The organism is Variovorax sp. UC122_21 (assembly GCF_044056785.1).
GTDB lineage: Bacteria > Pseudomonadota > Gammaproteobacteria > Burkholderiales > Burkholderiaceae_C > Variovorax.
The window spans coordinates 718,931-740,827 of the sequence record NZ_CP172003.1 but is presented as its reverse complement, the minus strand read 5'-3'; the positions used below and the strand labels follow the sequence as shown (position 1 = coordinate 740,827).

Below are 21,897 nucleotides of genomic sequence, written 5' to 3'. Positions count from 1 at the left end.
CACGATGATCGAAACACGTCCACTCCCTCACTACTTCAGCGCCGAGCATGAAGTCTTCCGATCGACGCTGCGCGAATTCGTCGACCGCGAGATCGTCCCTTTCGCGAACGACTGGGACGAGGCCGAGACCTTTCCTCGCGATCTCTATCGCAAGTTCGGTGCATTGGGTGCCCTCGGCATCGGCTACGACGAAGCGCTCGGTGGCACGGCGGCCGACATCTTCCACTACCTCGTCGCGATCGAGGAGGTGGCGCGTGCGGGTTGCGGTGGCGTGCAGGCCTCGCTGCTGTCGCACACCATCGGCCTGCCACCCGTGGCCGCGCATGGCAGCGAAGCGCTCAAGCGGCGCGTCGTGCCGCCCGTGCTCGCCGGCGACAAGATCGCCGCGCTGGCGGTCACCGAGCCCGGCGGTGGGTCCGACGTCGCATCGCTCAAATGCGCCGCGCGGCGAGACGGCGACCACTATGTGCTGAACGGCGAGAAGACCTTCATCACCTCCGGCATGCGCGCCGATTTCATCACCGTGGCCGTGCGCACCGATGCGGGCTCGAAGGGCGCAGCGGGCGTGTCGGCCCTGCTGGTGGATGCGGATTCGCCCGGGCTCACCCGCACGCCGCTCAAGAAGATGGGCTGGTGGTGCTCCGACACCGCGCATCTGCATTTCGACGACGTGCGCGTGCCGGTCGGCAATCTGCTGGGCATCGAGCACCAGGGCTTCAAGGTCTTCATGACCAACTTCAACAGCGAGCGGCTGTCGATGTCGGCCGCCGCCTGCGCCTTCGCGCAGGCCTGTCTCGACGAGGCCCTGGCCTGGGCGCGCGACCGGGTGACCTTCGGACAGCCGCTGTCGCAGCGGCAGGTCATTCGCCACAAGCTGGTGGACATGGCGCTGAAGATCGACGCCGCCCGCGCGCTGGTCTACGAGCTGGCGTGGCGGCTCGAGCACCGGCATGGCGATCCCGAGCAGCTCGTGGCGCGGACCTGCATGGCGAAGATCCTCTCCACGCAGGCCATGCAGTTCTGCGCCGACCAGGCGGTGCAGATCCTCGGCGGCATGGGCTACATGCGTGGCACCCGCTCCGAGCGCATCTATCGCGAAGCCAAGGTGATGATGATCGGCGGCGGCTCCGAGGAAATCCTCAAGGACCTGGCGGCCCGGCAGCTGGGCATCTGAAGCGCCGCGCCATGAATGACAAGACCGACCTCGGCGGCCTGCTGGACGCATCGCCCGTGCGGCGCGGCCACGTTCTCACCGTGGCCACGCTGTTCCTCGTGCTGCTGATCGATGGCTACGACCTGGCGGTGACCGGCCAGATGCTCCCCGCGATCGCATCGGCGCTTGGCGTGCCGACCGCGAGCCTGACCGGCGCCTTCGCGCTTCAGCCCATGGGACAGGCGATCGGTGGCCTGCTGCTGTCGCCGCTGGCCGATCACTTCGGCCGCAAGCGCATGCTGATAGCGCTGCTGGCACTGTTCTCGGTCGCCACGCTGCAGAGCGTGTTCGCCACCTCGGTCTTCGGCTTCGGCGCGACCCGCTTCATCGCCGGCATGCTGGGCGGTGGCCTGCTGCCCGCGGCCGCCAGCCTGGTGGCCGACATCTCGTCCGTCAAGCGCCGCTCGACCATGGTGGGCATCGTCTATGCCGGCGTGGCCATCGGCGCCGTTGGCGCCAGCGGGCTCGTGGCCCTCGCGCTCGACCGCATCGGCTGGCAGGGCATGTACCTGATCGGCGCGTTGGCGCCGCTGCTGATGATCCTGCCGATCGTGCTGTGGATGCCGGAGTCGCCGCTGCATCTGGCGCGCACCGGCGCGCCACCGAGCGACATTCTCAAGGCGCTGCGCAAGCTGGGCATCCTGGTGGATGCCGGCACCAGGCTTCGCGGGCCGGCACGGCGAACCGGCGCGCGCATCTCGATCATCGAAATCTTCGGCGACCGCCGCGCACTCTTCACCGCGGCGCTCTGGTTCTCCTGCATCTGCGGCCAGATCGCCGTGAACCTGTTCGGCATCGGCGCGGTCTTCTTCCATGAATTCGGGCGCGTGCCGGTCGCCAGCTTCGCGGTCTACGCGTCGATGGCCGGGCTGGCGTCCATCGTCGCAGGCCTGTCCACGGGCTTCGTGATCGACCGCTTCGGGCGCTATCCCGTGACGGCCGCGTATGCGCTGCTGGGCGCGCTGTCGCTGGCCGGGCTCGGCCTGTTTCCGTTCGGTAGCGCGGGCTTCGTGGTCGTGATCGTCAGCGCCGGCTTCTTCGTCGTCGGCACCTACCAGTCGCTCAACATCATCACGCCCATCGTCTATCCGGCCACGCTGCGCAGCGCCGCGGTCGGCTGGAAGGGGGCGGTCTCGCGCTTCGGCAGCAGTGCCGCACCGCTGATCGCGGCGGCGCTGCTGGCGCAACAGATGGGCGTGAAGGTCGCCATGTGCGCCGCCGCGGCACCGTTGCTGATCGTGGTGCTGCTGGCACCGGTGCTGGCCGTGCTGGAGCGGCGGATGCGATCTGACCACTCCTTGTGATAGCGATAGGAGAACAAGCGTATGTCCGATGAAGAAAGGCGCAGGCTGCGGTCGCAAGCCTGGTTCGAAGGCCGGGGCGCGAGGAACTTCGCGAACCGGAGCTGGGTTCGCAGCCGCGGCGTGCCGATGGATCACTTCGACGGGCGGCCCGTGATCGGCATCTGCAACACCTGGTCCGATCTCACGCCATGCAATTCGCACTTCCGCGAGCTGGCGCAGCATGTGCGCGAAGGCATCCTCGAAGCGGGCGGTGTGCCGATGGAGTTTCCGGTCATCTCGCCCGGCGAGATGCTGACCCGGCCCACGGCCATGCTGCTGCGCAACCTGTGCAGCATGGACGTGGAAGAGACGCTACGCGCCAACCCGCTCGACGGCGTGGTGCTGCTGATGGGTTGCGACAAGACGACGCCCGCGCTGCTGATGGGCGCCGCCAGCGTCAACCTGCCGACCATCGGCGTGTCCGGCGGGCCCATGCTCAACGGCAGCTTTCGCGGCAAGTCCTTCGGCGTCAAGGATGCGTGGAACCTGGCGGCGGACCTGCGCGCCGGCCGTGCCGTCAACGAGGACTTCGAGGAGGCCGAGAGCTGCCTCACCCGATCGGTGGGCGTGTGCAACGTGATGGGAACGGCATCGACGATGGCTTCGATGGTCGAGGCGCTCGGCGTGGGGCTGCCCGACAACGCATCGATTCCCGCCGTGGATGCCAGGCGCCGCGTGCTCGCGCGCATGGCGGGCCGCCGCATCGTCGACATGGTGCGCGAGGACCTCCGGCTCGACAAGGTGCTGACCCGCCAGGCCTTCGAGAACGCCATCGCGGTCAACGCGGCCATCGGCGGATCGACCAACGCGGTCATCCACCTCACTGCGGTGGCGCGACGCATGGAGGTCCCGCTCGACATCGAGGACTGGCACCGGGTCGGACGCGACGTGCCCACGCTGCTCAACCTCCAGCCCTCGGGCCGCTACCTGATGCAGGACTTCCATGAAGCCGGCGGGCTGCCCGTGATCCTGCGCGACATGTGCGAGTCGGGCCTGTTGCATGGCGATGCGCTCGACCGTCACCGGCAGGACGCTGGCCGAGAACAACGCCGGCGCCGTCTGCTGGAACCCGGACGTGATCCACAGCGTGGCGAAGCCCTTCATGGCGACCTCGGGCGTGGCCATCCTGCGCGGCAACCTGTGCCCGAACGGCGCCGTCATCAAGCCCTCGGCCGCCGAGCCGCGCCTGCTCAAGCACAGGGGGCGCGCCGTGGTGTTCGAGAATCAGGACGACCTCGGCCGGCGTGTCGACGATCCCGATCTCGACATCGATGCGGACTCGGTCATGGTCCTGCGGAACTGCGGTCCCAAGGGCTTTCCGGGCATGCCGGAGCTGGGGATGCTGCCCATTCCCGCCAAGCTGCTGAAGCAGGGCGTGACGGACATGGTCCGCATCTCGGACGCCCGCATGAGCGGTACCTCGTTCGGGGCCGTGGTGCTGCACGTGTCGCCCGAGGCGGCCGTGGGCGGCGCCCTTGCCGTGGTGCGCGACGGCGACCTGATCGAGCTCGACGTCGAGGCCCGGCGGCTCGAGCTGCTCGTGTCCGAGCAGGAGTTGCAGCAGCGGCTGGCCGCGTGGAAGCCGCCTGCCGCCGTGGCTACGCGCGGCTACGTCAGGCTGTACGTCGACACCGTCAACCAGGCCCATGACGGCTGCGACCTGCAATTCCTGGTGGGCCGCAGCGGCAGCGACGTGCCGGCCGCCCAGCACTGAAACCCTACAGGAGACGGATCTTGAACATTGCATTGGTACGTGACGTCGCGGCGCTCGAAGACCGCTATGGCGTCGATGACGGCTGGGTCTACATGACCGGCATCCAGGCGCTGGTGCGCCTGCCGCTGCAGCAGCGCGCGCGCGATGCGGCGGCCGGATGGAACACGGGCGGCTACATCTCGGGCTATCGCGGTTCGCCGTTGGGGCGTTACGACATGGAGCTGTGGGCCGCCGAGAAGCAACTGAAGGCCGCCAACGTGGTGTTCCGTTCGGGACTCAACGAGGACCTGGCCGCCACCGCCATCTGGGGCTCGCAGTACGTGGGGACTTTTCCGGGCGCGCGCGTGGATGGCGTGTTCGGCATCTGGTACGGCAAGGGCCCGGGCGTGGACCGTTCGGGCGACGTGCTTCGGCACGCCAACCAGGCCGGCACCTCGCCCAAGGGCGGCGTGCTGTGCCTGGCGGGCGATGACCACGGCGCGAAGAGCTCCTCGGTCGCCAACTTCTCCGATCCGATCCTCATGGCGGTCGGCATGCCGGTGCTCTATCCCTCCAACACGCAGGAGCTGCTGGACTACGGCCTGCACGGCATCGCCATGAGCCGCTTCTCGGGCTGCTGGGTGGGCATGAAGGTCGTGACCGATGTCGTCGAGGGCGGGGGCTCGGTCTACGTGGGGACGGATGCTCCCCTCATCACCGTGCCCGAGGCACCGAGCCGGCCGGTGGACCCGTTCGGCGCGGGCTACAACATCCGCGGCTTCGACATGCCGCTTCCGCAGGAGGACCGGCTCTACAACCACAAGCATGGCGCGGTGCTCGCCTATGCCCGGGCGAACCGGCTCAACCGCATCGTCGCGGACCCTGCCGGAGCGGGTGTCGGCGTCATCGCGGCGGGCAAGGCCTGGCAGGACGTGCTGCAGGCGCTGGGGCGCGAGAGTGAAGCAACCGTGGGCGGGTTCGCCGACTTGAAGCTGCTGAAGATCGGACTGGTCTGGCCGCTGGATCCCGAGATCGTGCGCGAGTTCGCGCAAGGGTTGCACACCATCGTCGTGGTCGAAGAGAAGCGACCTATCCTCGAAGACCAGGTGCGCACCATTCTTTACGGCAGTGCGAATGCGCCGCGCCTGGTGGGCAAGCTGTTCGAAGGCGGCTCTTCGAATCGGGTCCCGCCGACGTCGCCTTTCCGAATGCCAGCGAGATTTCGCCGATACGGGTGACGGAAGTGCTGGCGCGCGTGCTGGGCCGTGAGGTGCCCGTGCCCGCGCAGTGCGCGAGCGCACCCGCGAAAGCGCCGGGGCCCAACCGCGTGCCCGGCTTCTGCTCGGGCTGCCCGCACAACCGTTCGACCAAGGTGCCCGAAGGCAGCCGCGCGCTCGCCGGCATCGGCTGCCACAGCATGGCGCTGCTGGTGAACCCGCAGCAGACCACCACCTGGTCGCACATGGGTGCCGAAGGCGTCATGTGGCTCGGCCAGCAACCGTTCACCGCCGAGCGCCATGTGTTCGCCAACATCGGCGACGGCACGCTGGCGCACTCGGGCTACCTGGCGATTCGGCAGGCCGTCGCGGCGCAGGTGCCGATCACCTACAAGGTCCTGTACAACGGCTTCGTGTCCATGACCGGAGGGCAGGCGGTCGAGGGCAACCTCAGCCCGCCGCAGATTCTCGCGGGCTTCGCGGCGGAGGGCATCCTCAAGATGGCGGTCGTCACGGACGAGCCGCGGCGCTATGCCGCGGTGAAGTTGCCCGAGGGCGTGGCCGTGCACGACCGCACCGCCCTCGACGCCGTGCAGCGCGAGTTCCGCGAATACCCCGGTGTCTCGGTGATCCTGTACGACCAGGCGTGCGCGGCGGAAAGGCGCCGGCTGCGCAAGCGCGGCAAGCTGCCCGATCCCGATCGGCGACTGTTCATCAACCCGGCCGTGTGCGAGGGCTGCGGCGATTGCGGCGTGGCTTCGAACTGCATGTCGATCGAGCCGCTCGAGACCGAGCTCGGCCGCAAGCGCCGCATCAACCAGGGAAGCTGCAACAAGGACTATTCGTGCGTGGAGGGCTTCTGCCCCAGCTTCGTCAGCGTCGAGGGCGGAAAGCCGCGCCGTGCAGCGGCGCGCGTCGAGGCCCAGGCGGCATCGCCGCGCCCTTACACGCAGGCGCTGCCCGAGCCCGACATCGCGCCGCTGCAACGCGCCTGCAGCGTGTTGATCTCCGGCATCGGCGGCACGGGCGTGGTGACCATCGGCCAGACCCTGGCCGTGGCCGCCCATCTGGAGGGCCGCTACAGCTCCAACCTCGATGTCACCGGGTTCTCGCAGAAGTACGGCGCCGTGACCTCGCACGTGCGGTTCGCGCCCGACCCCGGGATGCTGCATGCCACGCGCATTGCCGAGGGCGAGGCCGATGCCTTGATCGGTTGCGACCTCGTCGTCGCGGCCTCGGACGAATCGCTGACGCGGCTGCCCGCCGGTCGCGGGCGTGCGGTGGTGAGCACCGGCCTCGTGCCGACCAGCGACTTCGCGCGCAATCCCGACTGGCAGCTCGATCCGAAGATGCTGATCGAGCGCATCGAGGCCGCGGCGGGCACGGCCGATCTCGTGCTGATCGATGGCGAACGCATGGCCACCGCGCTGGTCGGCGATCCGATCGGCATCAACATGTTCATGCTGGGCCTGGCCTGGCAACGTGGTTTCATTCCCTTGGGGCGGGCCGCGATCGAGCGGGCCATCGAGCTCAACGGCGTGGCCGTGGCCATGAACAAGGAGGCCTTCCTCTGGGGGCGGCGCGTTGCCCATGACCAGCCGGCGGTCGAGCGCCACCTGAAGGCCGAGCAACCGACGCAGGTCATCACCTTCATGCCGCGGCAGACCCGGGGACTCGACCAGACCGTCGCGCACCGCATCGAGCACCTGCGTGCGCACAGCGGCGAATTGCATGTGCAGCGCTACAAGGAGCTGGTGGAAAAGACGCGTCAGCTGGAAGCCGGCCTCAACGCGGGCGACGTCCTGGCCAGGGCCGTGGCGCACAACCACCACCGGCTGCTGGCGACGAAAGACGAGTGGGAGGTTGCCCGCCTGTTCACGCACCCCGACTTCCAATCGGCGCTGGCCCAGGAATTCGAGGGCCCGATCCGGCTGCGCTTTCACCTCGGAGTCTGGCCGTTCGCACGCAAGGATCCTCACAGCGGCAAGCCCGTGAAGGGCGAAGTCGGCCCATGGGTGCTTCTGGCGATGAAGTGCATGGCGCGGCTGCGCGGCCTGAGGGGGACCTGGCTCGATCCGTTCCGCAACGCGGCGGAGCGCACGCTGGACCGTCAGCTGCTGGCGCAGTACGAGGACGACATGCGTGCGGCCCTGTCCGACTTGCGTGCCGAAACCCTGCCCATCGTGACGAAGTTGGCTTCGCTGCCCCAGAGCATTCGGGGGTACGGTCATGTGCGGGAGGCGCAGGCCGGAAAGGCGGCCGTGGTGCGGCAAGCGCTGTTGCGGGAACTCGAGCTGGCACGCGAGCCACTGGCGCGTGCCGCATGACGACCGGGCTCTAAACTGCAGCCCATGCAGGCCGACCATTCAGCAAACCTTCAACTCATCCTCACCGTGCTGTCGCCGCCGCCAGGCGTCGACTTCGCCGTGCAGCGCGGCCGCGATGAGCTGGTGAAGCCATTCCTCACGACGGCGGACGCGGTGTCGTTCGCCGTCACCTTGTCACTTGGCCCTTCGCTTGCCGATGGGTCTCCGAACTTCCGGGGCCCTTTCGCGCAAGGTACGCCCGCGGATCGATTCGTGTACGTGAACTCCGGTTTCTACGCAGGCCAGATGGGCACGCCGTGGGAACGAAGGGCGAAGATCAAACTGGCCGATATTCCGATCGCGCTGGTGGAACGCGCAGTGGGCAACCCGAATGCCGCGATCGAGGCGCGCATCGAAGGAACGATGAAGGATGGGGGGCCGGTGTGTGCGAGTGTTCGGGCTCCGCAGATTTCTTGGCAAGTGGTGACGCGGTCGGATTGAGTCGGTGAGTGGGCTTCGGGCGTCTGCCAGCAGTCACATGAGGCGATCCGAGCGGCAGGTCATTTGAAATGCCGAGGCAAGGCCTCGGCCGCGGCCGAGGATTCACGCCTAACGCAAGAGATCTCCGAACTTCAGATGCGCGCGCCAGACACCAGAATCAGGTCGAGCCACGAAGCGGCGTCGGGCCAATGAACTGTTAGCTATCACTTTCGTCTGAGCTCCAGACATCGCTCCTGGCTGGCTCGACAGTGATCTCGATCGCTTCCGCACCGTGTTTCATCGCCAAGAATCGCTCCCGATAAAGGTAGAACGCTGCTTTGCAAACTTTGTCGGTGTAGTAGGCATTAAATCCGCCACTGATGGCTGCACCAGCAATGGGGATCACGTTCGCCAGCTTTGCCTTTGTGAGGTTAATGCCAAGGGCTTTTGCTATGGAGGCCACGGCTTGAACAAAAACGCTTTTTTCCAATTGGTCCCATGTCTTCCTCTTTGCTACATCTTGTGCGATCTTCACAAGATGCGACAGCGCAGCCTGTTTGCCGCCATCAGTAGTGCTGGAAGCGAGCGCCAGAATATTCAATGAGAAAAGGCGCTCTTCTTGGGAGGACATGTCAAAGCCGCAATAGGTCCCGTACTCTCCGATCGCGCGAAGATTCATTCCCAGAAGGGCCACAAGGTCGGCAGGGATTGCTGCCAGTGCCACCAGCGGGTTGATTGTGGAAACTCCTCCGGCAGCGGCTCCTTCAACCAAAGCGATACCTTCATACTTCGTATCCAACCAGCCGATCGTCTTGTCAATTGTCTGAAGATCAAGCGAAGGAATCTGTTCTATCTGTGTTATTTCTGTCTTGGATACGTCAGATAGGTCTTTGAGGATCGCGCCCGGTCTGACGGACCACTGAGATGCATCATTGACCAAGCCAACAACGCCATTCGCAGCCTTGGAGCAGGTGTCTGTGAAGCCCGGAATTTTATCCACGGCTTGGCCTGCAAGTGCAAGAGGCTTGTTTACATACACCATCGCAGTGTCAAACCACGTTTGCTGCGGATTCTTCCATGCGTGAATCTGTGTGAGTGCGCGCTTTTCGTATTCTGACAACAAGAACTTATCTCCCGATGTTGGTTGATTTTCTGGATCGCGCACATTCTGCACGATAAATTGCACACCGAGAACATCGACTACGTCAGAAAAATTCTTTTAGTCAACTGTCGACGTAGGGTTGCGATATCTCTGCACAGATAGCGCAGCCACGAAGCCCGGCAACCTGAATTAGCACCACTGTCAGGTTTGAGTTGATGTCCGATATTGGCCGCATTCTGTCATGCTCCATCGTGTCCTGTCTGGTGCAATGACCCTGGCACAGCGCAACATGAGGGGTCCTGATTCATAGGAAGCTCCGCCATTTTGAGCTTGGTGTTGATGGTCATGTGCTGAGCGCTGACGGGTGAACTGACCCGCGGTGCTGGCCGGCTTCTGCCTCAAGGCAGATCACAGCTTTTAGTTGCACGCCCAGTGACATTGCCTTTTCTGGTTGGCAATCTACAGAGTAACCAGGACGCAATGCTGCATCGATCGCGGCGGATATGGCGTGTGCCCCCCGATCTCGAGCATTCGATCGGCCAGTCTTGCGCATCGTCGTTGTCAAAGGAACTGTCGCCTGCAGGAGATTCGATCTACAGGTCAGGAAGCCCGATATCGGCTGGCAGTGACAGCTACCTTGGCTCGAACTCACTCAATGCGCCCGCGTCCCCGACATCAAATTCACCAACCGCGCCGTGGAACTCACCCCCAGCTTGCTCCGCGCACTGCGCAACTGATGATCCACGGTAGAGAACGACCGATTGAGCCTTCGCGCAATCTCCTTGTAGCTCAACCCATCGACCGCCAGCCGAGCCACCGTGCGCTCAGCCGGCGTCAGGCTCTCGAGCAGATCGATCGCATCGCCGCCATGCACCGGCCGACCCCCATCCCGCTGCGTACCGCTGGCCATGCGCTGCGCCGCGCTCATCACCGGCCCCAGCACCACCGCCGCGATCTCCTCGAAGCGTGCCCAGCGCTCGTCGCGCGCCGGTTCGCACGCATCCATCCAGTCGACGCACATCAGCCCCAGCGGGCGCGTGCGGTCCATGATCGGCGCGGCCATCTTCACGCGCGTGCCCATGCGCAACAGCTCGGCGCGCGTGCCGTGGCCGAGTCGGCCCTCCTGCTCGACGTCGCGCAGCACCACCACGCCGTGCGCGTGCCAGACGGTCTGCACGCCGCAGTCGGCGGCGTCGATGGCGAGACCGATGACCGAGGGCACGTCGCGGTCGCGGCGCAGGGCTTCGGCCTGGGGGCGGTAGCAGGCTTCGTCGGGGCGGCCGAAGCCGCAGTCGACGCGGTCGGCGTCGAAGGCCTCGCGCAGCCAGCCGGCGGCGAAGCGCCAGCAGTCGTCGGGTTCGTCGAGATGCAGCAGCAGGTGCGCGGCCAGGTCGCGCGCGGGCCGCCAGCGCAGGGCGCCATGGCCATCCAGCAGGCTTCGGCGCAACTGGCGTTGCGCGGCCATCAGCTCTTCGTCGTTCATGCGCCCATCTCCGACTGCACATCCAGGTCGGCCGGATGATAGCCAGTCCGGGCAGGGCGTCGGCATGGGGTTTGCCTATTTGGCGGCCGGCCGGGCGGCCGCGATCTCCGCGCTGAGGTCGTGGGTGCGCTTGATGACGTACTGGTGCAGCAGCTGCATGTCCTCGGGCTTGAGCACGCCCGCGAAGCCCGGCATGCCGCGGTTGATGCGCGCGCGCGCTCACGGTGGCCGCGAACAGCTCGTGCTGCTCGGGCTTCATGTAGCGCAGGTCGGGCACGACGCCGCCGCTGACGGCATTGAGGCCGTGGCAGGAGCCGCACAGGCCGTTGAACATGAGGCGCGCCTGCTTGATCTGCTCGGCCGAGGCGGTCAGCGGTGGCACGTCGGCGGCGCGCGGCAGGGCGGGCGCCAACCTGGCGGGCGGCAGCTTCTGGCTGGCGCCGAGTTTGAAGGTCACGACGCGCGCCTCGGGTCGCACACGGGCGCTCAGCGAAATGGGGCCCGTGATGTGCGGGAAGGCGCCGCCCCAGCCGACCATGAAGCTCACGTACTGCTCGCCGTCGACCTCGTAGCTGATCGGGCCGGCCATGGCGCCGCTGTTGACCGGGCTCTGCCAGAGCTGCTTGCCGGTGTCGGCGGCGTAGGCCACGGCGCGGCCGTCGGCCGTGCCCTGGAACACGAGGTTGCCCGCGGTGCTCAGGGTGCCGCCGTTCCAGGCGCTGGCGTAGTCGTGCGACCACGCGGCCTTCTGGCGCACCGGGTCCCAGGCCAGCAGGCGGCCCTTCCAGGCACCGCGGATCTGGGCCTCGATCTTGGGGTCCTCGGGCAGTTCGGGCACCTCCAGGCCGAGGTTGACCACCGACTTGGTCGGCAGGAACAGCGGTTCCTTCTGCGCCTCGAGCTCGGCCATGGTCTCCTGCGCGGGAAGGTAGACGAGGCCGGTCTTCGGGTTGAAGGACATCGGGTGCCAGTTGTGGCCGCCGAGGAAGGCCGGGATCACCAGCTTCTTCTGCTCGCCGGGCCCGTAGTTGCCCGCGCCGGTCTCCACCGGCCGGCCGGTCTTCAGGTCGATGTGCGAGGCCCAGTTGACCGGCACGTAGTTCTTGGCCGAGATCAGCTTGCCGTCGGTGCGGTCGAGCACGTAGAAGAAGCCGTTCTTCGGCGCCTGCATCAGCACCTTGCGCAGCTTGCCGTCGATGCGCAGGTCGGCCAGCACGATGTGCTGGGTGGCGGTGTAGTCCCAGCGATCGGCCGGCGTGGTCTGGTAGTGCCAGACGTAGTCGCCGGTGTCGGGGTCGAGCGCGACGATCGACGACAGGAACAGGTTGTCGCCCTTGCCCTCGCTGCGGAACTGGTAGTTCCAGGGCGACCCGTTGCCGGTGCCGATGTACAGCAGGTTGAGCTCGGGGTCGTAGGCCATCGAGTCCCAGGCCGTGCCGCCGCCGCCCCACTTGACCCAGCCGTTGCCCGACCAGGTCTTCATCGCCATGGCCATGGCCTTGTTCTCGGGCGGCTGGGCCGGGTCGCCGGGCACGGTGAAGAAGCGCCAGGCCTGCTGGCCGGTCTCGGCGTCGTAGGCGGTGACGTAGCCGCGCACGCCGAACTCGGCGCCGCCGTTGCCGATCAGCACCTTGCCCTTCACGATGCGTGGCGCGCCGGTGATGGTGTAGCTCTTGGTCTTGTCGAGCACGGTGTCGACCGACCAGACCTGCTCGCCGGTGCGCGCGTCGAGCGAGATCAGCCGGCCGTCGAAGGCGCCGACGTAGACCCGGCCCTTCCATACGGCCACGCCGCGGTTCACCACGTCGCAGCAGCCCTGGCTCAGCGACTCGGCATTGACCTTCGGGTCGTGGCGCCACAGCAGCTTGCCGGTGCGCGCGTCGAGCGCGTAGACGATGCTCTCGGCGCCGGTGGTGTACATCACGCCGTCGACCACGATCGGCGTGGCCTCCACGCCGCGGTCGACGTCGAGCTTGTAGGTCCAGGCCATGCCGAGCTTGCCGACGTTGCGGTCGTTGATCTTCGCGAGCGGGCTGAAGCGCTGCTCGTCGTAGGTGCGGCCGTGGCTCATCCAGTTGCCCGGCTCGCGATCTGCCGCCGCGATGCGCGCGCCGTCCACGGCCTGGGCCACGGCGGCGCCGGCGAGGGCGCAGCCGGCCAGCAGCAGCGCGAGGCGCGCAGGCGGGCGAAGGCCGGTGAGAGCGGGCGGAAGGCGGTGCGGCATCGTGACTCCTGGTTTCTTGTCGGTTGTTGTGAGGGGGCCGGGGCCGGCGAGGGCAGCGGCCCCCCGGGATTCTGGAAAGCGCCCGCGCGCCTGGCTATCGCGAGCTTTCGCGATAGGGTTTGCCGCAGGGTGCGGCGCGGCGGGCCCTGGGGACGGCCCCGGGAATACCCCGTCGCGATTGTTCGCGATGCCATGAAGGCGGCGGGCTCGCAGACTGCGCCCCATGAGCCTTCAAACCTACCCCAACACCGTCGACAACCGTCCGGTCACGTCGGAGCGCAGCTTCGAATCGAAGAACCCCGCCACCGGCGAAGCCATCGGCCTGGTGCCGCATTCCACGGCCGAGCAGGTCGAGCAGGCCGTGCGCGCGGCGCGCAAGGCGCAGCCGGCCTGGGCCGCGCGCCCCGACGCCGAGCGCCGCGCGCTGCTGATGAAGGTGGCCGAGGTGCTGCACGGCAATGCCGAGTACCTCGCCGGCTGGGTCACGCGCGAGCAGGGCAAGCCGCTCGGCGGCGTCGGCCCGACCGAGGTGCCGGGCGCGCGCTTCGAGCTGTTCGGCTGCGAGGCCTGGACGCAGGTGCCGGCCAGCCTCGAGATGCCGGTGGACGTGGTGTTCGAGGACGCCACGCGCCGCGACGAGATGCACCGCAAGCCCTTCGGCGTGATCGCGGCGATCGCGCCGTGGAACTGGCCGCTGCTGATCGCCATCTGGCAGATCGTGCCCTCGCTGCGCGCGGGCAACACGGTGGTCATCAAGCCCTCGGAATACACCAGCATCGGCACGCTCGAGATGGTGCGGCTGATCGCCGAGGTGCTGCCGCCCGGTGTGCTCAATACCGTGAGCGGCACCGGCGAGGTCGGCGGCTGGCTGGTCGAGAACCCCGACGTCGACAAGATCATGTTCACCGGCTCGAGCGCCACCGGCGCGAAGATCGCGGCCGCCGCGGCGCGCAACCTCACGCCCACCACGATCGAGCTCGGCGGCAACGACGCCGCCATCGTGCTGCCCGACGCTGACCCCAAGGCCATCGCCATGGACCTGTTCTGGGGCGCCTTCCTCAACATGGGCCAGACCTGCGCCTGCGCCAAGCGCCTGTACGTTCCCGATGCGCTGCACGACGCGGTGGTGGCCGAGCTCAAGGCGATCGCCGAGGCGATGCCGATGGGCGACGGCGCGCAGCCCGGCATCGCGATGGGCCCGATCCAGAACCGCATGCAGTTCGACAAGGTGCGCCGGCTGGTCGACGAGGCGCGTGCCGGCGGCGCGACCATCGTCTGCGGCGGCGAGCCGCGCGCGGGCGCCGGCAACTTCTATCCGCTCACGCTGGTCACCGACATCGCGGACGGCGCGAGCCTGGTCGACGAGGAGCAGTTCGGCCCGGTGCTGCCGGTGATCCGCTACCGCGACATCGACGACGCGATCGCGCAGGCCAACCGCGTCGACGTGGGCCTGGGCGCCTCGGTCTGGGGCACCGACATCGAGCAGGCGCGCGCGGTCGCGTCGCGCATCGAGGCCGGCACCGTGTGGATCAACCAGCACGGCGCGATCCACCCGATGGTGCCCTTCGGCGGCGTCAAGGGTTCGGGCTGGGGCCTGGAGTTCGGCATCGACGGGCTCAAGGCGGTCACGCAGCCGCAGGTGATCAGCCTGAAGAAGAAGCCGCAGTAGCCAACGCCACGGAATCGGCATGGGCCGGCACGGGCCGGGCGTCGCGCACGCCCGGCCCGTGCCGTTTGCGGGTGTCGTGCTCCTACAGGACACCGCGCTGCGAACTGACCTGGCGATTTTTCGTGGGGCCTAAGTTGATTCACGTCGGGCATCCGGTCCGGCGGATCTCAATCAACCGGCCTTGCCGGATTTCCCAAGGAGCATTTCCATGAATCGCACATCCCACCTGATCGCAGCCCTCGCACTCACCGCCGCCGGCGCCGCCTTCGCGCAGGGCAACCCGCCCACCACCGCACCGCCGAACCCCGCCACCGCGGCCGGCCAGCAGAACCCCGCGGGCGGCCCGATGGGCACCACCGGCACCACGCCGCAGAACAACACGGCCGGCACCTCGGGTGGCGCCACCATGTCGCAAGGCTCGGGCAGCATGAACCAGGGTTCGAGCAATACGAACATGGCTGCCGCCGAGCCGATGCGTCCGGCACGCGCCGACCGCAACTGAGGCCGCGGCTTCAGTGATTAAGACAGGCATTTCGTACTCGCGGGCAGCAGCAGCAGCGCTGCTGCTCGCGAGCGCGGCCGCGCTTGCGGCCCCGCCCAGGATGCCCGCGGCCCCGCTGACGGCCGATGCCCAGCGCATTGCCCAGGCCGCGGTCGCGGCGCGCGACAACGCGGGCGGCGCCTTCGCGGTGGTCGACAAGAAGGCCGCGAGCGTCTTCGTCTTCGACGCGAAGGGCACGCTGCTCGGCGCGTCGCCAGTGCTGCTGGGCTTGGCGCGCGGCGACGATTCGGTGCCGGGCATCGGCGAACGCCCCATGGCCAAGATCCGCCCGCACGAACGCACCACGCCGGCCGGGCGCTTCGCTTCGGAGCCCGGGCGCAACACGGGCGGCGAGGACATCGTCTGGGTCGACTACGACGCCGCGATCTCCATGCACCGCGTGCGCACCACCAACAAGGCCGACCGCCGGCTCGAGCGGCTCGCGTCGCCCACCATCGCCGACAACCGCATCTCCTACGGCTGCATCAACGTGCCCGCGGCCTTCTACGACGCCTATGTGAAGCCCGCACTGGGGCAGCGGCGCGGCGTGGTCTACGTGGTGCCCGAGTCTTCGCCGGTGGCCGCGCATTTCGACTTCCTGAATCCGGCGAAGGATGCGCGAGCGCCGTCGCCCGTGCGGCCGGCGCTGTAGGCATCGCCGAGCAGAACAGCCTTCGCACGCTCCTGCGACACAATGCCGCATGCCGACGCATGGCGGCATGTTCATCGTAGGAGACACACCCATGGCAAGTGCGGATGCCGCACAGCCCCTTCAGGACCCCGCGCTGCTGCGCCGCCTGCTGCGCGCCAAGGATCGCATGGACGCCGCCTCGCACGAGGAATGGCCGGTCGAGCGGCTGGCGCAGGTCAGTGGCGTTTCCGAGGCCCACTTCGCGCGCTCGTTCAAGCAGGCCTTCGGCACGCCACCACACCGCTACCTGCTCACGCGCCGCATCGAACGCGCGAGCGCGCTGCTGCGCGAGACCGAGCTCTCCATCACCGACATCGCCTTCGCCACCGGCTGGTCCAGCCTCGGCACTTTCGGGCGCACCTTCCGCGACATCACGGGCGGCAGCCCGGGCGAGCTGCGCACGCGCGGCAAGGGCGAGGCGCGTGCCTTCGGGCCCGTGCCCGCCTGCATCGTCAGCGCCTCGCAGCGGCCCCATCTCGAAACGGCAGTTTCGGAGAAGCGCCGCCAGGCCGTCGCCGGTACAAACGAGGCCGAACCACAGGAGATTCCATGAGCCAAGGTATTGAAACGGTCGGTCTGTATGTGCGCGATCAGGAGGAGGCACTCGCCTTCTACGCGGGCAAGCTCGGCTTTCGCGTCCACACCGATGTCGGCAACGGCGACTACCGCTGGTTGACCGTGCAGCATCCCGAGCAGCCGGCGTTCCAGCTCGGCCTGTTCAAGCCCGGGCCGCCGGTGCACGACGCGGCCACGGCCCAGGCGCTGCAGGCGATCGTGGCCAAGGGCGCGATGCCGCCGCTGGTGCTGAGCGTCGACGACTGCCGCGCGAGCTACGAACGGCTGCGCGCCCAGGGCGTGGAGTTCACGCAGGAGCCGGTGGAGCGCTACGGCACCGTGGATGCCGGCTTCCGGGACCCGTCGGGCAACGGGTGGAAGATGATCCAGCGCGCCGGGTAGGCGCCACCGTCAGCCGACGAAGTTGCCGCTGCTGTTCAGCAAGACCTGGCTGACCTGGCTGCTGGCGCGCGAACCGCCCGCGTAGTCGAAGCGCCAGCCGTCGAGGTCCACCGCGGCGCGGCGCTTGAACTGGGCCAGCAGCTTCGCGCGTCCCGGCTCGTTGCCCGCGCCGGCGATGACGGCGCCCGCATAGCGGCCGCCGAGGTAGCCCGCGAAGCTGGTCGGCGAGGGCTCCTCGTCGAAGTAGCGCTGCAACGCGTTGCGGTAGCTGCGCACGATCGCCACCTTGCTGGTGCGCGGATCGGGCACCACGCGCGTGAAGATGATCGGCACGCCCTTGCCGGGGCTCAGTTGCAGGAAGGTGTTGGTGTCGACGTCGGACAAGCACACCACCGTGCGCTGCACGCCCCGTTTGGCGAGTCCGCGCGTGAACAAGGCCAGCTCGATGGCATCGCCCGTGAACAGCAGGAAGTAGGGCGTGCTGGCGGGGAGCTGGCCGCCGAAGGATTCGAGGTCGCGGCCCTTGGGCGCCGTCAGCACCTGCGCCTCGAGCTTGAGGCGTTCCGCGATCTGCGCCATGCCCGGCTGCAGCGCCGTGGCGTGAGCGGCGGTCGGGTACACGATGCCGATCCTGGCCACGCCCATGGTCGCGAGGTTCTTGAGCACGTGCCGGATCTGGTCCTCGCGCGATGAGAACAGGGCGAACAGATGGGGGTTCGCATCGAAGCGCGAATCGGCGAGCCAGGGCGCGACGTGCGCGATCTCGAGGCGGCTGCTTTCCGCATGGACGAGGCTCGCGAGCGCGAGCCGCTCTCCCACGGTGCCCACCAGCGCCACCTGCGCGCTGTCCTCGCCGATGGCCTTGAGCGCAGCCTGCGCGTCGGCGTCCGAGTCGCCGACCTCCACGGCCTTGAGCTGCACGTTGAGCCCCGTCGTGGCCTTGAGCTCCGCGAACGCGAGCCGAAAGCCAGTCGCGTAGTCGCGCGACAGCGCCTGCTGGCTCGGCGACACGTCCATGAGCTGCGTGACCCGTACCGGCGGCTGTTCGGCGGCGCGGGAACCCTGGGCGAAGCTGGCGCCGAAGGACGACGCGAAGGCCATGGCCGTCGCACCACGAAGGACTTGGCGGCGGCTGGGGCGATGCAGGCTCATGCGGCCATGCTAGGGAGGATTTATGACATGGGTTTGCGCCGCCAGCGAGCAGTGGCCGCGGCTAGAGCTGGTCGATGCCGTTGCCCGCCGAGGCCGCGGCGCCGAGCGCGAAGCGCTGTTGCGTGCCCACGTAGAAGCTCGCGCCGAAACGCCCCACGGGCCGGTAGTCCTGCAACTGGACGCGCCAGCGCTGCGCGTCCACGAGCCCGTCGCGCACCGCGAGCCACTTCACGCGGCCGAAGAACACGTAGCGGCTCTCGGTTTCCATCGTCTCGTGCAGCACGCATTCGAAGGCCACGGGCGCTTCGGCGATGCGCGGCGGCGCGACGCTGTTCGACGGGACTGCATGCAATCCGGCATGCGCGAGCTCGCTGGTTCCGCGCGGCAGCGAATCGCCACAGGCATGCATCTGCTCGGCCATCGCCTCGTCGGTCAGGTGCACGACGAATTCGCCGGTGCGCAGGATGTTGGCGGCCGTGTCCTTGATGCGCCCGTCGTGCAGGCGGTTGATGCTCACGAAGACCAGAGGCGGATCTTCGCCCACCATGTTGAACATGCTGAAGGGCGCGGCATTGACCGTGCCCTCGGGCTCGAGCGTGGTGATCAGCGCGATCGGCCGCGGCACGATGAGGCTCGCCATCAGCTTGTAGCGGGCGTAGGGGTCGAGGGTCTGGAAGTCGATGTCCATGGTTGAAAGCATCAATGATTTAAAAGATTGCATGCACTTTGTTTAAAAGGTTTGCATGCGAATGGTGCGATATATGGTTCTCGAGGCCTCATTGTTGTGCGGCATGGAGTGTGGCTCAAACAGGGTGAAACGGGCGGTTTCATTGGAGGATTCGAGAATTTTTGGGATCGATGGCTGTTGGCACGAAGGATGCATGCGGAAAGGATCGTATGCAATCTATGTTCCACCCTTTCTGAAGGAGTCGTCATGTCCGCAGCCCCGCTTCCGCCCTCGCGCGATCTCAGCCGTCGCACCTTCCTGCAAGCCGGCCTCGCCGCCGGTGCCGCGGCCGCCGGCGCGGCCTGGACCCCGGCCGAGGCGGCGTCGCCCCAGGTGCTGAACTATCTGTCCTGGCCCGGCAATGCCGATCCCTACCTGATCGAGGCCTTCGAGAAGGCCCACGGCGTGAAGGTGCGCATCAAGGAATACGTGGGCGGCGACCAGATGATGGCCGTCATCAACCAGTCGCCGCCCGGCAGCTTCGATGTCGTGCTCGCGGACGCCGAGTACATGCACCTGCTGCACGAGGCCGACTTCATCGAGGCGCTCGACCCCGCCGACTATCCGCTCAAGGACTATTGGCCCGAGTTCCAGAAGTTCCCGCTGCACTGGTTCGACGGCAAGCTCTACGGCGTCATGACGGACTTCGGCTACCTGGGCCTGTCGTACAACACCAAGGCCTTCACGCCCAAGGAGGTGGCCTCTTACGCGGCGCTGTGGAGCGAGAAGGCCAAGGGCAAGGTCGGTCTGTTCGACTGGTACCTGCCGTCGATGGGCTCGATCAGCCTGGCCAACGGCAACCGCCCGCCCTTCGACATCGACAAGGCACGCTTCGAGGCCGTGAAGAAGAAGCTCTTCAGCCTCAAGCCGCAGGCCTCGGGCTTCTACACCATCGCCGACATCTTCTCGTCGATGACCAACGGCCGCGCCCAGCTCGTGCCCGGCATCGGCGAATGGATCACGCTCGGGCTGCGCCAGAACGGCGTGCCGGTCGACACCATCATTCCGGAGGAGGGCGGGCTGCAGTGGACCGAGTCGCTGTCGATCGTCAAGGGCACGCCCAAGCGCGACCTCGCGCGCAAGTTCATCCAGTACACGACCTCGCCCGAAGGCCAGGTGCGCATGGCCACCAAGGCCGACAACAAGAAGAGCATTCCCTCGATGGCCGGCTGGAAGCTGCTCAACGAGACCAAGCCGAAGGAGGCCGAGATCCTGCGCATGACGCTCAAGGGGCCGAACGTGATGGACGAGTACAAGGCCAAGAAGATCCAGTTCCGCCAGCTGCCCTCGAAGCAGTCGATCGAGGACTGGAACGACGCGTGGAGCCAGTTCAAGAGCCTCTGAGCGCGCGCACCATGAACGCCTCCTCCACGCCATCGATGGCGATCGCTTCCGTGCCCGCCAGTGGCCGCGGGAGCGCGCGCCGCGGTCCCTCGCCCAGGACGGTGCCGGCGCTGCTCGGCCTGCCCGTGCTGCTGTGGCAGCTCGTCTTCTTCGCGGCGCCGCTGCTGTTCCTCGTGGTCGTCACCTTCTGGCAGGTGCGCTCCTTCAAGCTGCAGCCGTCGCTGTCGCTCGACAACTGGACGCGCATCCTCGGCGCGTCGAGCTTCCACCAGGCCGCGCTGCACAGTCTCGTGGTCTCGGCCACGGCCACGGTGCTCGTGCTGGCGATCGCATTCCCGGCTGCCTACACGATCGCGTTCCGGCTGCCCGCGCGCTGGCGCGATGCCGCGATCGCGGCGCTGCTGGTGCCGGTGTTCTCGAGCTACATCCTGCGCATCTATGCATGGCAGATCGTGCTGAGCCCCGAGGGGCTCGCGAACACGCTGCTGGGCGCGTTCGGCGTGCCCGCGCTGCCCTTGCTGGGTGGCGCGCTGTCGCTGCAGATCGGCCTGCTGACGCTGAGCCTGCCGGTCGCGGTGCTGATCCTGGTGTTTGCGCTCGGCGGCGTGGATTCGTCGCTGGTCGAGGCGGCCGAGAACCTCGGCTGCAGGCGGCTGCGGGTGGTGGGCCACGTGCTGCTGCCGGCCATCCGCCCGGCGCTGGTGCTCGCGGGCTCGACCACCTTCCTGCTGGCTTTCGGCGACTACGTGAGCCCGGTGTTCATGACGGGCAGCAATCCACCGACCCTGTCGATCCTGATCGTCGACACCGTCAAGTCGGGTTCGCAATGGCCGCGGGCCTCGGTGATCGGCGTCTGCATGCTGGCGCTGCTCGGCCTCGTGCTAGGGCTGGCCCGGCGCCTGGGCGCGAGGAGTGCGGCATGAGCGGCATCGACCACGCGCGCGCCAGGAAGATCTCGCGCGCCGCGCAGTACGCCTGGCTGGCCCTGCTGTTCGCCTTCATCGCGGCGCCGATGCTGGTCATCGTCGTGTTCTCGTTCGACGCGAACCGCTATCCCACGATCCCGTGGGGCGGCTTCAGCCTGCAGTGGCAGCGCGCGATCCTCGACGACGAGATGGTGCGCGACGCCTTCGTCAACACGCTGGTGGTCGCGCTCGGCACCGCGGTGCTCTCCACCGTGCTCGGCTTCGCGGCCGCCTACCTCGACCACCGCTATCGCTACCGCGGCAAGTCGGCCTTCGCAATGCTGGTGGCCATTCCGCCGGCCGTGCCGGCCACCATCCTCGGCATGGCGATGCTGGCCTTCCTGTCGCGCATCGGGCTGTTCGGCCGGCTCGAGGCCATCGTCGCCTGCCACGTGGCGATCGCGACCTCGTTCTCGATGGCGATCATCCGCCTGCGCCTCGGCGAACTGGGGCCCGACATGGAGTAGGCGGCCTGGAACATGGGCGCGTCACCCGCCACGGGCCTGGTGCGCGTCGTGATCCCGTTCTGCCGTTCGTCGCTGATCGCTTCCTTCTTCCTCGCGGCGGCGGTCTCGTTCGACGAATTCATGATCGCCTGGTTCGTCGGCGGCGTGCACGAGACCTTGCCGGTGCGCATCCTCAACCTGCTGCAGGGCCAGGTGAGTCCGAAGATCAATGCCATCGGCACCGTGGTGCTGGCGGTCAGCGTGGCGCTGGTGCTGCTCGCGCAGCGCTTCATGGGCGTGCGGGCCGGACGACCGGCCGCGCGCACCGCAACCGAGTGAGGACT

The 21,897-nt window shown here is 67.7% G+C and carries 18 protein-coding genes and 2 pseudogenes; 15 read left to right on the top strand and 5 right to left on the bottom strand.

Annotated features, from left to right (window positions below; all coding sequences use genetic code 11):
- Window positions 1–4: 4 nt before the first annotated feature.
- From ACHMXE_RS03800 to ACHMXE_RS03775, 6 genes and pseudogenes are all read left to right on the top strand, one after another.
- A complete protein-coding gene (locus ACHMXE_RS03800; protein ID WP_395346921.1) occupies window positions 5–1,174 on the top strand; it encodes an acyl-CoA dehydrogenase family protein in 1,170 nt (389 codons plus the stop codon).
- Window positions 1,175–1,185: 11 nt separating this feature from the next.
- Window positions 1,186–2,517 (top strand): MFS transporter, encoded by a 1,332-nt coding sequence (locus tag ACHMXE_RS03795; RefSeq protein ID WP_395346919.1) that lies wholly within the window; start codon window positions 1,186–1,188, stop codon window positions 2,515–2,517.
- 21 nt (window positions 2,518–2,538) lie between these two features.
- Window positions 2,539–4,270, top strand: a pseudogene (locus ACHMXE_RS03790) (IlvD/Edd family dehydratase).
- Between the two features lie 92 nt (window positions 4,271–4,362).
- Window positions 4,363–5,487, top strand: coding sequence for a hypothetical protein (locus tag ACHMXE_RS03785; protein ID WP_395346918.1), 1,125 nt, complete (start codon window positions 4,363–4,365; stop codon window positions 5,485–5,487).
- Window positions 5,484–7,793, top strand: a complete 2,310-nt coding sequence (locus ACHMXE_RS03780) for an indolepyruvate ferredoxin oxidoreductase family protein (protein ID WP_395346916.1) — start codon at window positions 5,484–5,486, stop codon at window positions 7,791–7,793. Before ACHMXE_RS03785 ends, ACHMXE_RS03780 begins: the two co-directional genes overlap by 4 nt.
- 24 nt (window positions 7,794–7,817) lie before the next feature.
- Entirely contained in the window at window positions 7,818–8,273 is a 456-nt protein-coding gene (locus tag ACHMXE_RS03775) for a DUF5990 family protein (RefSeq protein WP_395346914.1), read from the top strand.
- Between the two features lie 196 nt (window positions 8,274–8,469).
- On the opposite strand, the gene ACHMXE_RS03770 is transcribed toward ACHMXE_RS03775, so the two are convergent.
- The 3 genes and pseudogenes from ACHMXE_RS03770 to ACHMXE_RS03760 form a co-directional block, all read right to left on the bottom strand.
- The gene (locus ACHMXE_RS03770; RefSeq protein ID WP_395346913.1) at window positions 8,470–9,426 is read right to left on the bottom strand and encodes an EcsC family protein; all 957 of its coding nucleotides are present in this window, start codon (window positions 9,424–9,426) and stop codon (window positions 8,470–8,472) included.
- A gap of 580 nt (window positions 9,427–10,006) precedes the next feature.
- Window positions 10,007–10,819 (bottom strand): sigma factor-like helix-turn-helix DNA-binding protein, encoded by an 813-nt coding sequence (locus ACHMXE_RS03765; protein WP_395347421.1) that lies wholly within the window; start codon window positions 10,817–10,819, stop codon window positions 10,007–10,009.
- Window positions 10,820–11,417: 598 nt separating this feature from the next.
- Window positions 11,418–12,908, bottom strand: a pseudogene (locus ACHMXE_RS03760) (PQQ-dependent dehydrogenase, methanol/ethanol family); the annotation flags it as partial.
- A gap of 376 nt (window positions 12,909–13,284) precedes the next feature.
- Here ACHMXE_RS03760 and ACHMXE_RS03755 point away from each other — a divergent pair.
- The 5 genes from ACHMXE_RS03755 to ACHMXE_RS03735 all read left to right on the top strand — a co-directional run bounded on the left by ACHMXE_RS03755 (window position 13,285) and on the right by ACHMXE_RS03735 (window position 16,919).
- Complete coding sequence (locus ACHMXE_RS03755; RefSeq protein WP_057589943.1) at window positions 13,285–14,730, top strand: aldehyde dehydrogenase family protein; 1,446 nt, start codon at window positions 13,285–13,287, stop codon at window positions 14,728–14,730.
- A 208-nt stretch (window positions 14,731–14,938) separates the two neighbouring features.
- On the top strand, window positions 14,939–15,232 hold the full coding sequence (locus ACHMXE_RS03750; RefSeq protein ID WP_203206693.1) for a proteophosphoglycan ppg4: 294 nt from the start codon (window positions 14,939–14,941) through the stop codon (window positions 15,230–15,232).
- A 13-nt stretch (window positions 15,233–15,245) separates the two neighbouring features.
- Window positions 15,246–15,923 carry a L,D-transpeptidase gene (locus tag ACHMXE_RS03745; protein WP_395346911.1) on the top strand — a complete coding sequence of 226 codons (678 nt, stop codon included), beginning with the start codon at window positions 15,246–15,248 and terminating at the stop codon, window positions 15,921–15,923.
- Between the two features lie 91 nt (window positions 15,924–16,014).
- Complete coding sequence (locus ACHMXE_RS03740) at window positions 16,015–16,515, top strand: helix-turn-helix transcriptional regulator (protein WP_395346910.1); 501 nt, start codon at window positions 16,015–16,017, stop codon at window positions 16,513–16,515.
- Complete coding sequence (locus ACHMXE_RS03735) at window positions 16,512–16,919, top strand: VOC family protein (protein ID WP_057589938.1); 408 nt, start codon at window positions 16,512–16,514, stop codon at window positions 16,917–16,919. Before ACHMXE_RS03740 ends, ACHMXE_RS03735 begins: the two co-directional genes overlap by 4 nt.
- A gap of 9 nt (window positions 16,920–16,928) precedes the next feature.
- Here ACHMXE_RS03735 and ACHMXE_RS03730 read toward each other — a convergent pair whose 3' ends face one another.
- Window positions 16,929–18,071, bottom strand: coding sequence for an ABC transporter substrate-binding protein (locus ACHMXE_RS03730; protein WP_395346909.1), 1,143 nt, complete (start codon window positions 18,069–18,071; stop codon window positions 16,929–16,931).
- A 61-nt stretch (window positions 18,072–18,132) separates the two neighbouring features.
- Window positions 18,133–18,759, bottom strand: coding sequence for a flavin reductase family protein (locus ACHMXE_RS03725; RefSeq protein ID WP_395346908.1), 627 nt, complete (start codon window positions 18,757–18,759; stop codon window positions 18,133–18,135).
- Window positions 18,760–19,005: 246 nt separating this feature from the next.
- On the opposite strand from ACHMXE_RS03725, the gene ACHMXE_RS03720 reads away from it, so the two are divergent.
- Genes ACHMXE_RS03720 through ACHMXE_RS03705 form a run of 4 tightly spaced genes read left to right on the top strand, consistent with a single transcriptional unit; the run spans window position 19,006 to window position 21,892 of the window.
- Window positions 19,006–20,142: a PotD/PotF family extracellular solute-binding protein gene (locus ACHMXE_RS03720; RefSeq protein WP_395346907.1), complete on the top strand. Its 1,137-nt coding sequence runs from the start codon at window positions 19,006–19,008 to the stop codon at window positions 20,140–20,142.
- 11 nt (window positions 20,143–20,153) lie between these two features.
- Window positions 20,154–21,065: an ABC transporter permease gene (locus ACHMXE_RS03715; RefSeq protein WP_395346906.1), complete on the top strand. Its 912-nt coding sequence runs from the start codon at window positions 20,154–20,156 to the stop codon at window positions 21,063–21,065.
- Entirely contained in the window at window positions 21,062–21,574 is a 513-nt protein-coding gene (locus tag ACHMXE_RS03710) for an ABC transporter permease (protein ID WP_395346905.1), read from the top strand. Before ACHMXE_RS03715 ends, ACHMXE_RS03710 begins: the two co-directional genes overlap by 4 nt.
- 12 nt (window positions 21,575–21,586) lie before the next feature.
- A complete protein-coding gene (locus tag ACHMXE_RS03705) occupies window positions 21,587–21,892 on the top strand; it encodes an ABC transporter permease (RefSeq protein WP_395346904.1) in 306 nt (101 codons plus the stop codon).
- Window positions 21,893–21,897 lie beyond the last annotated feature (5 nt).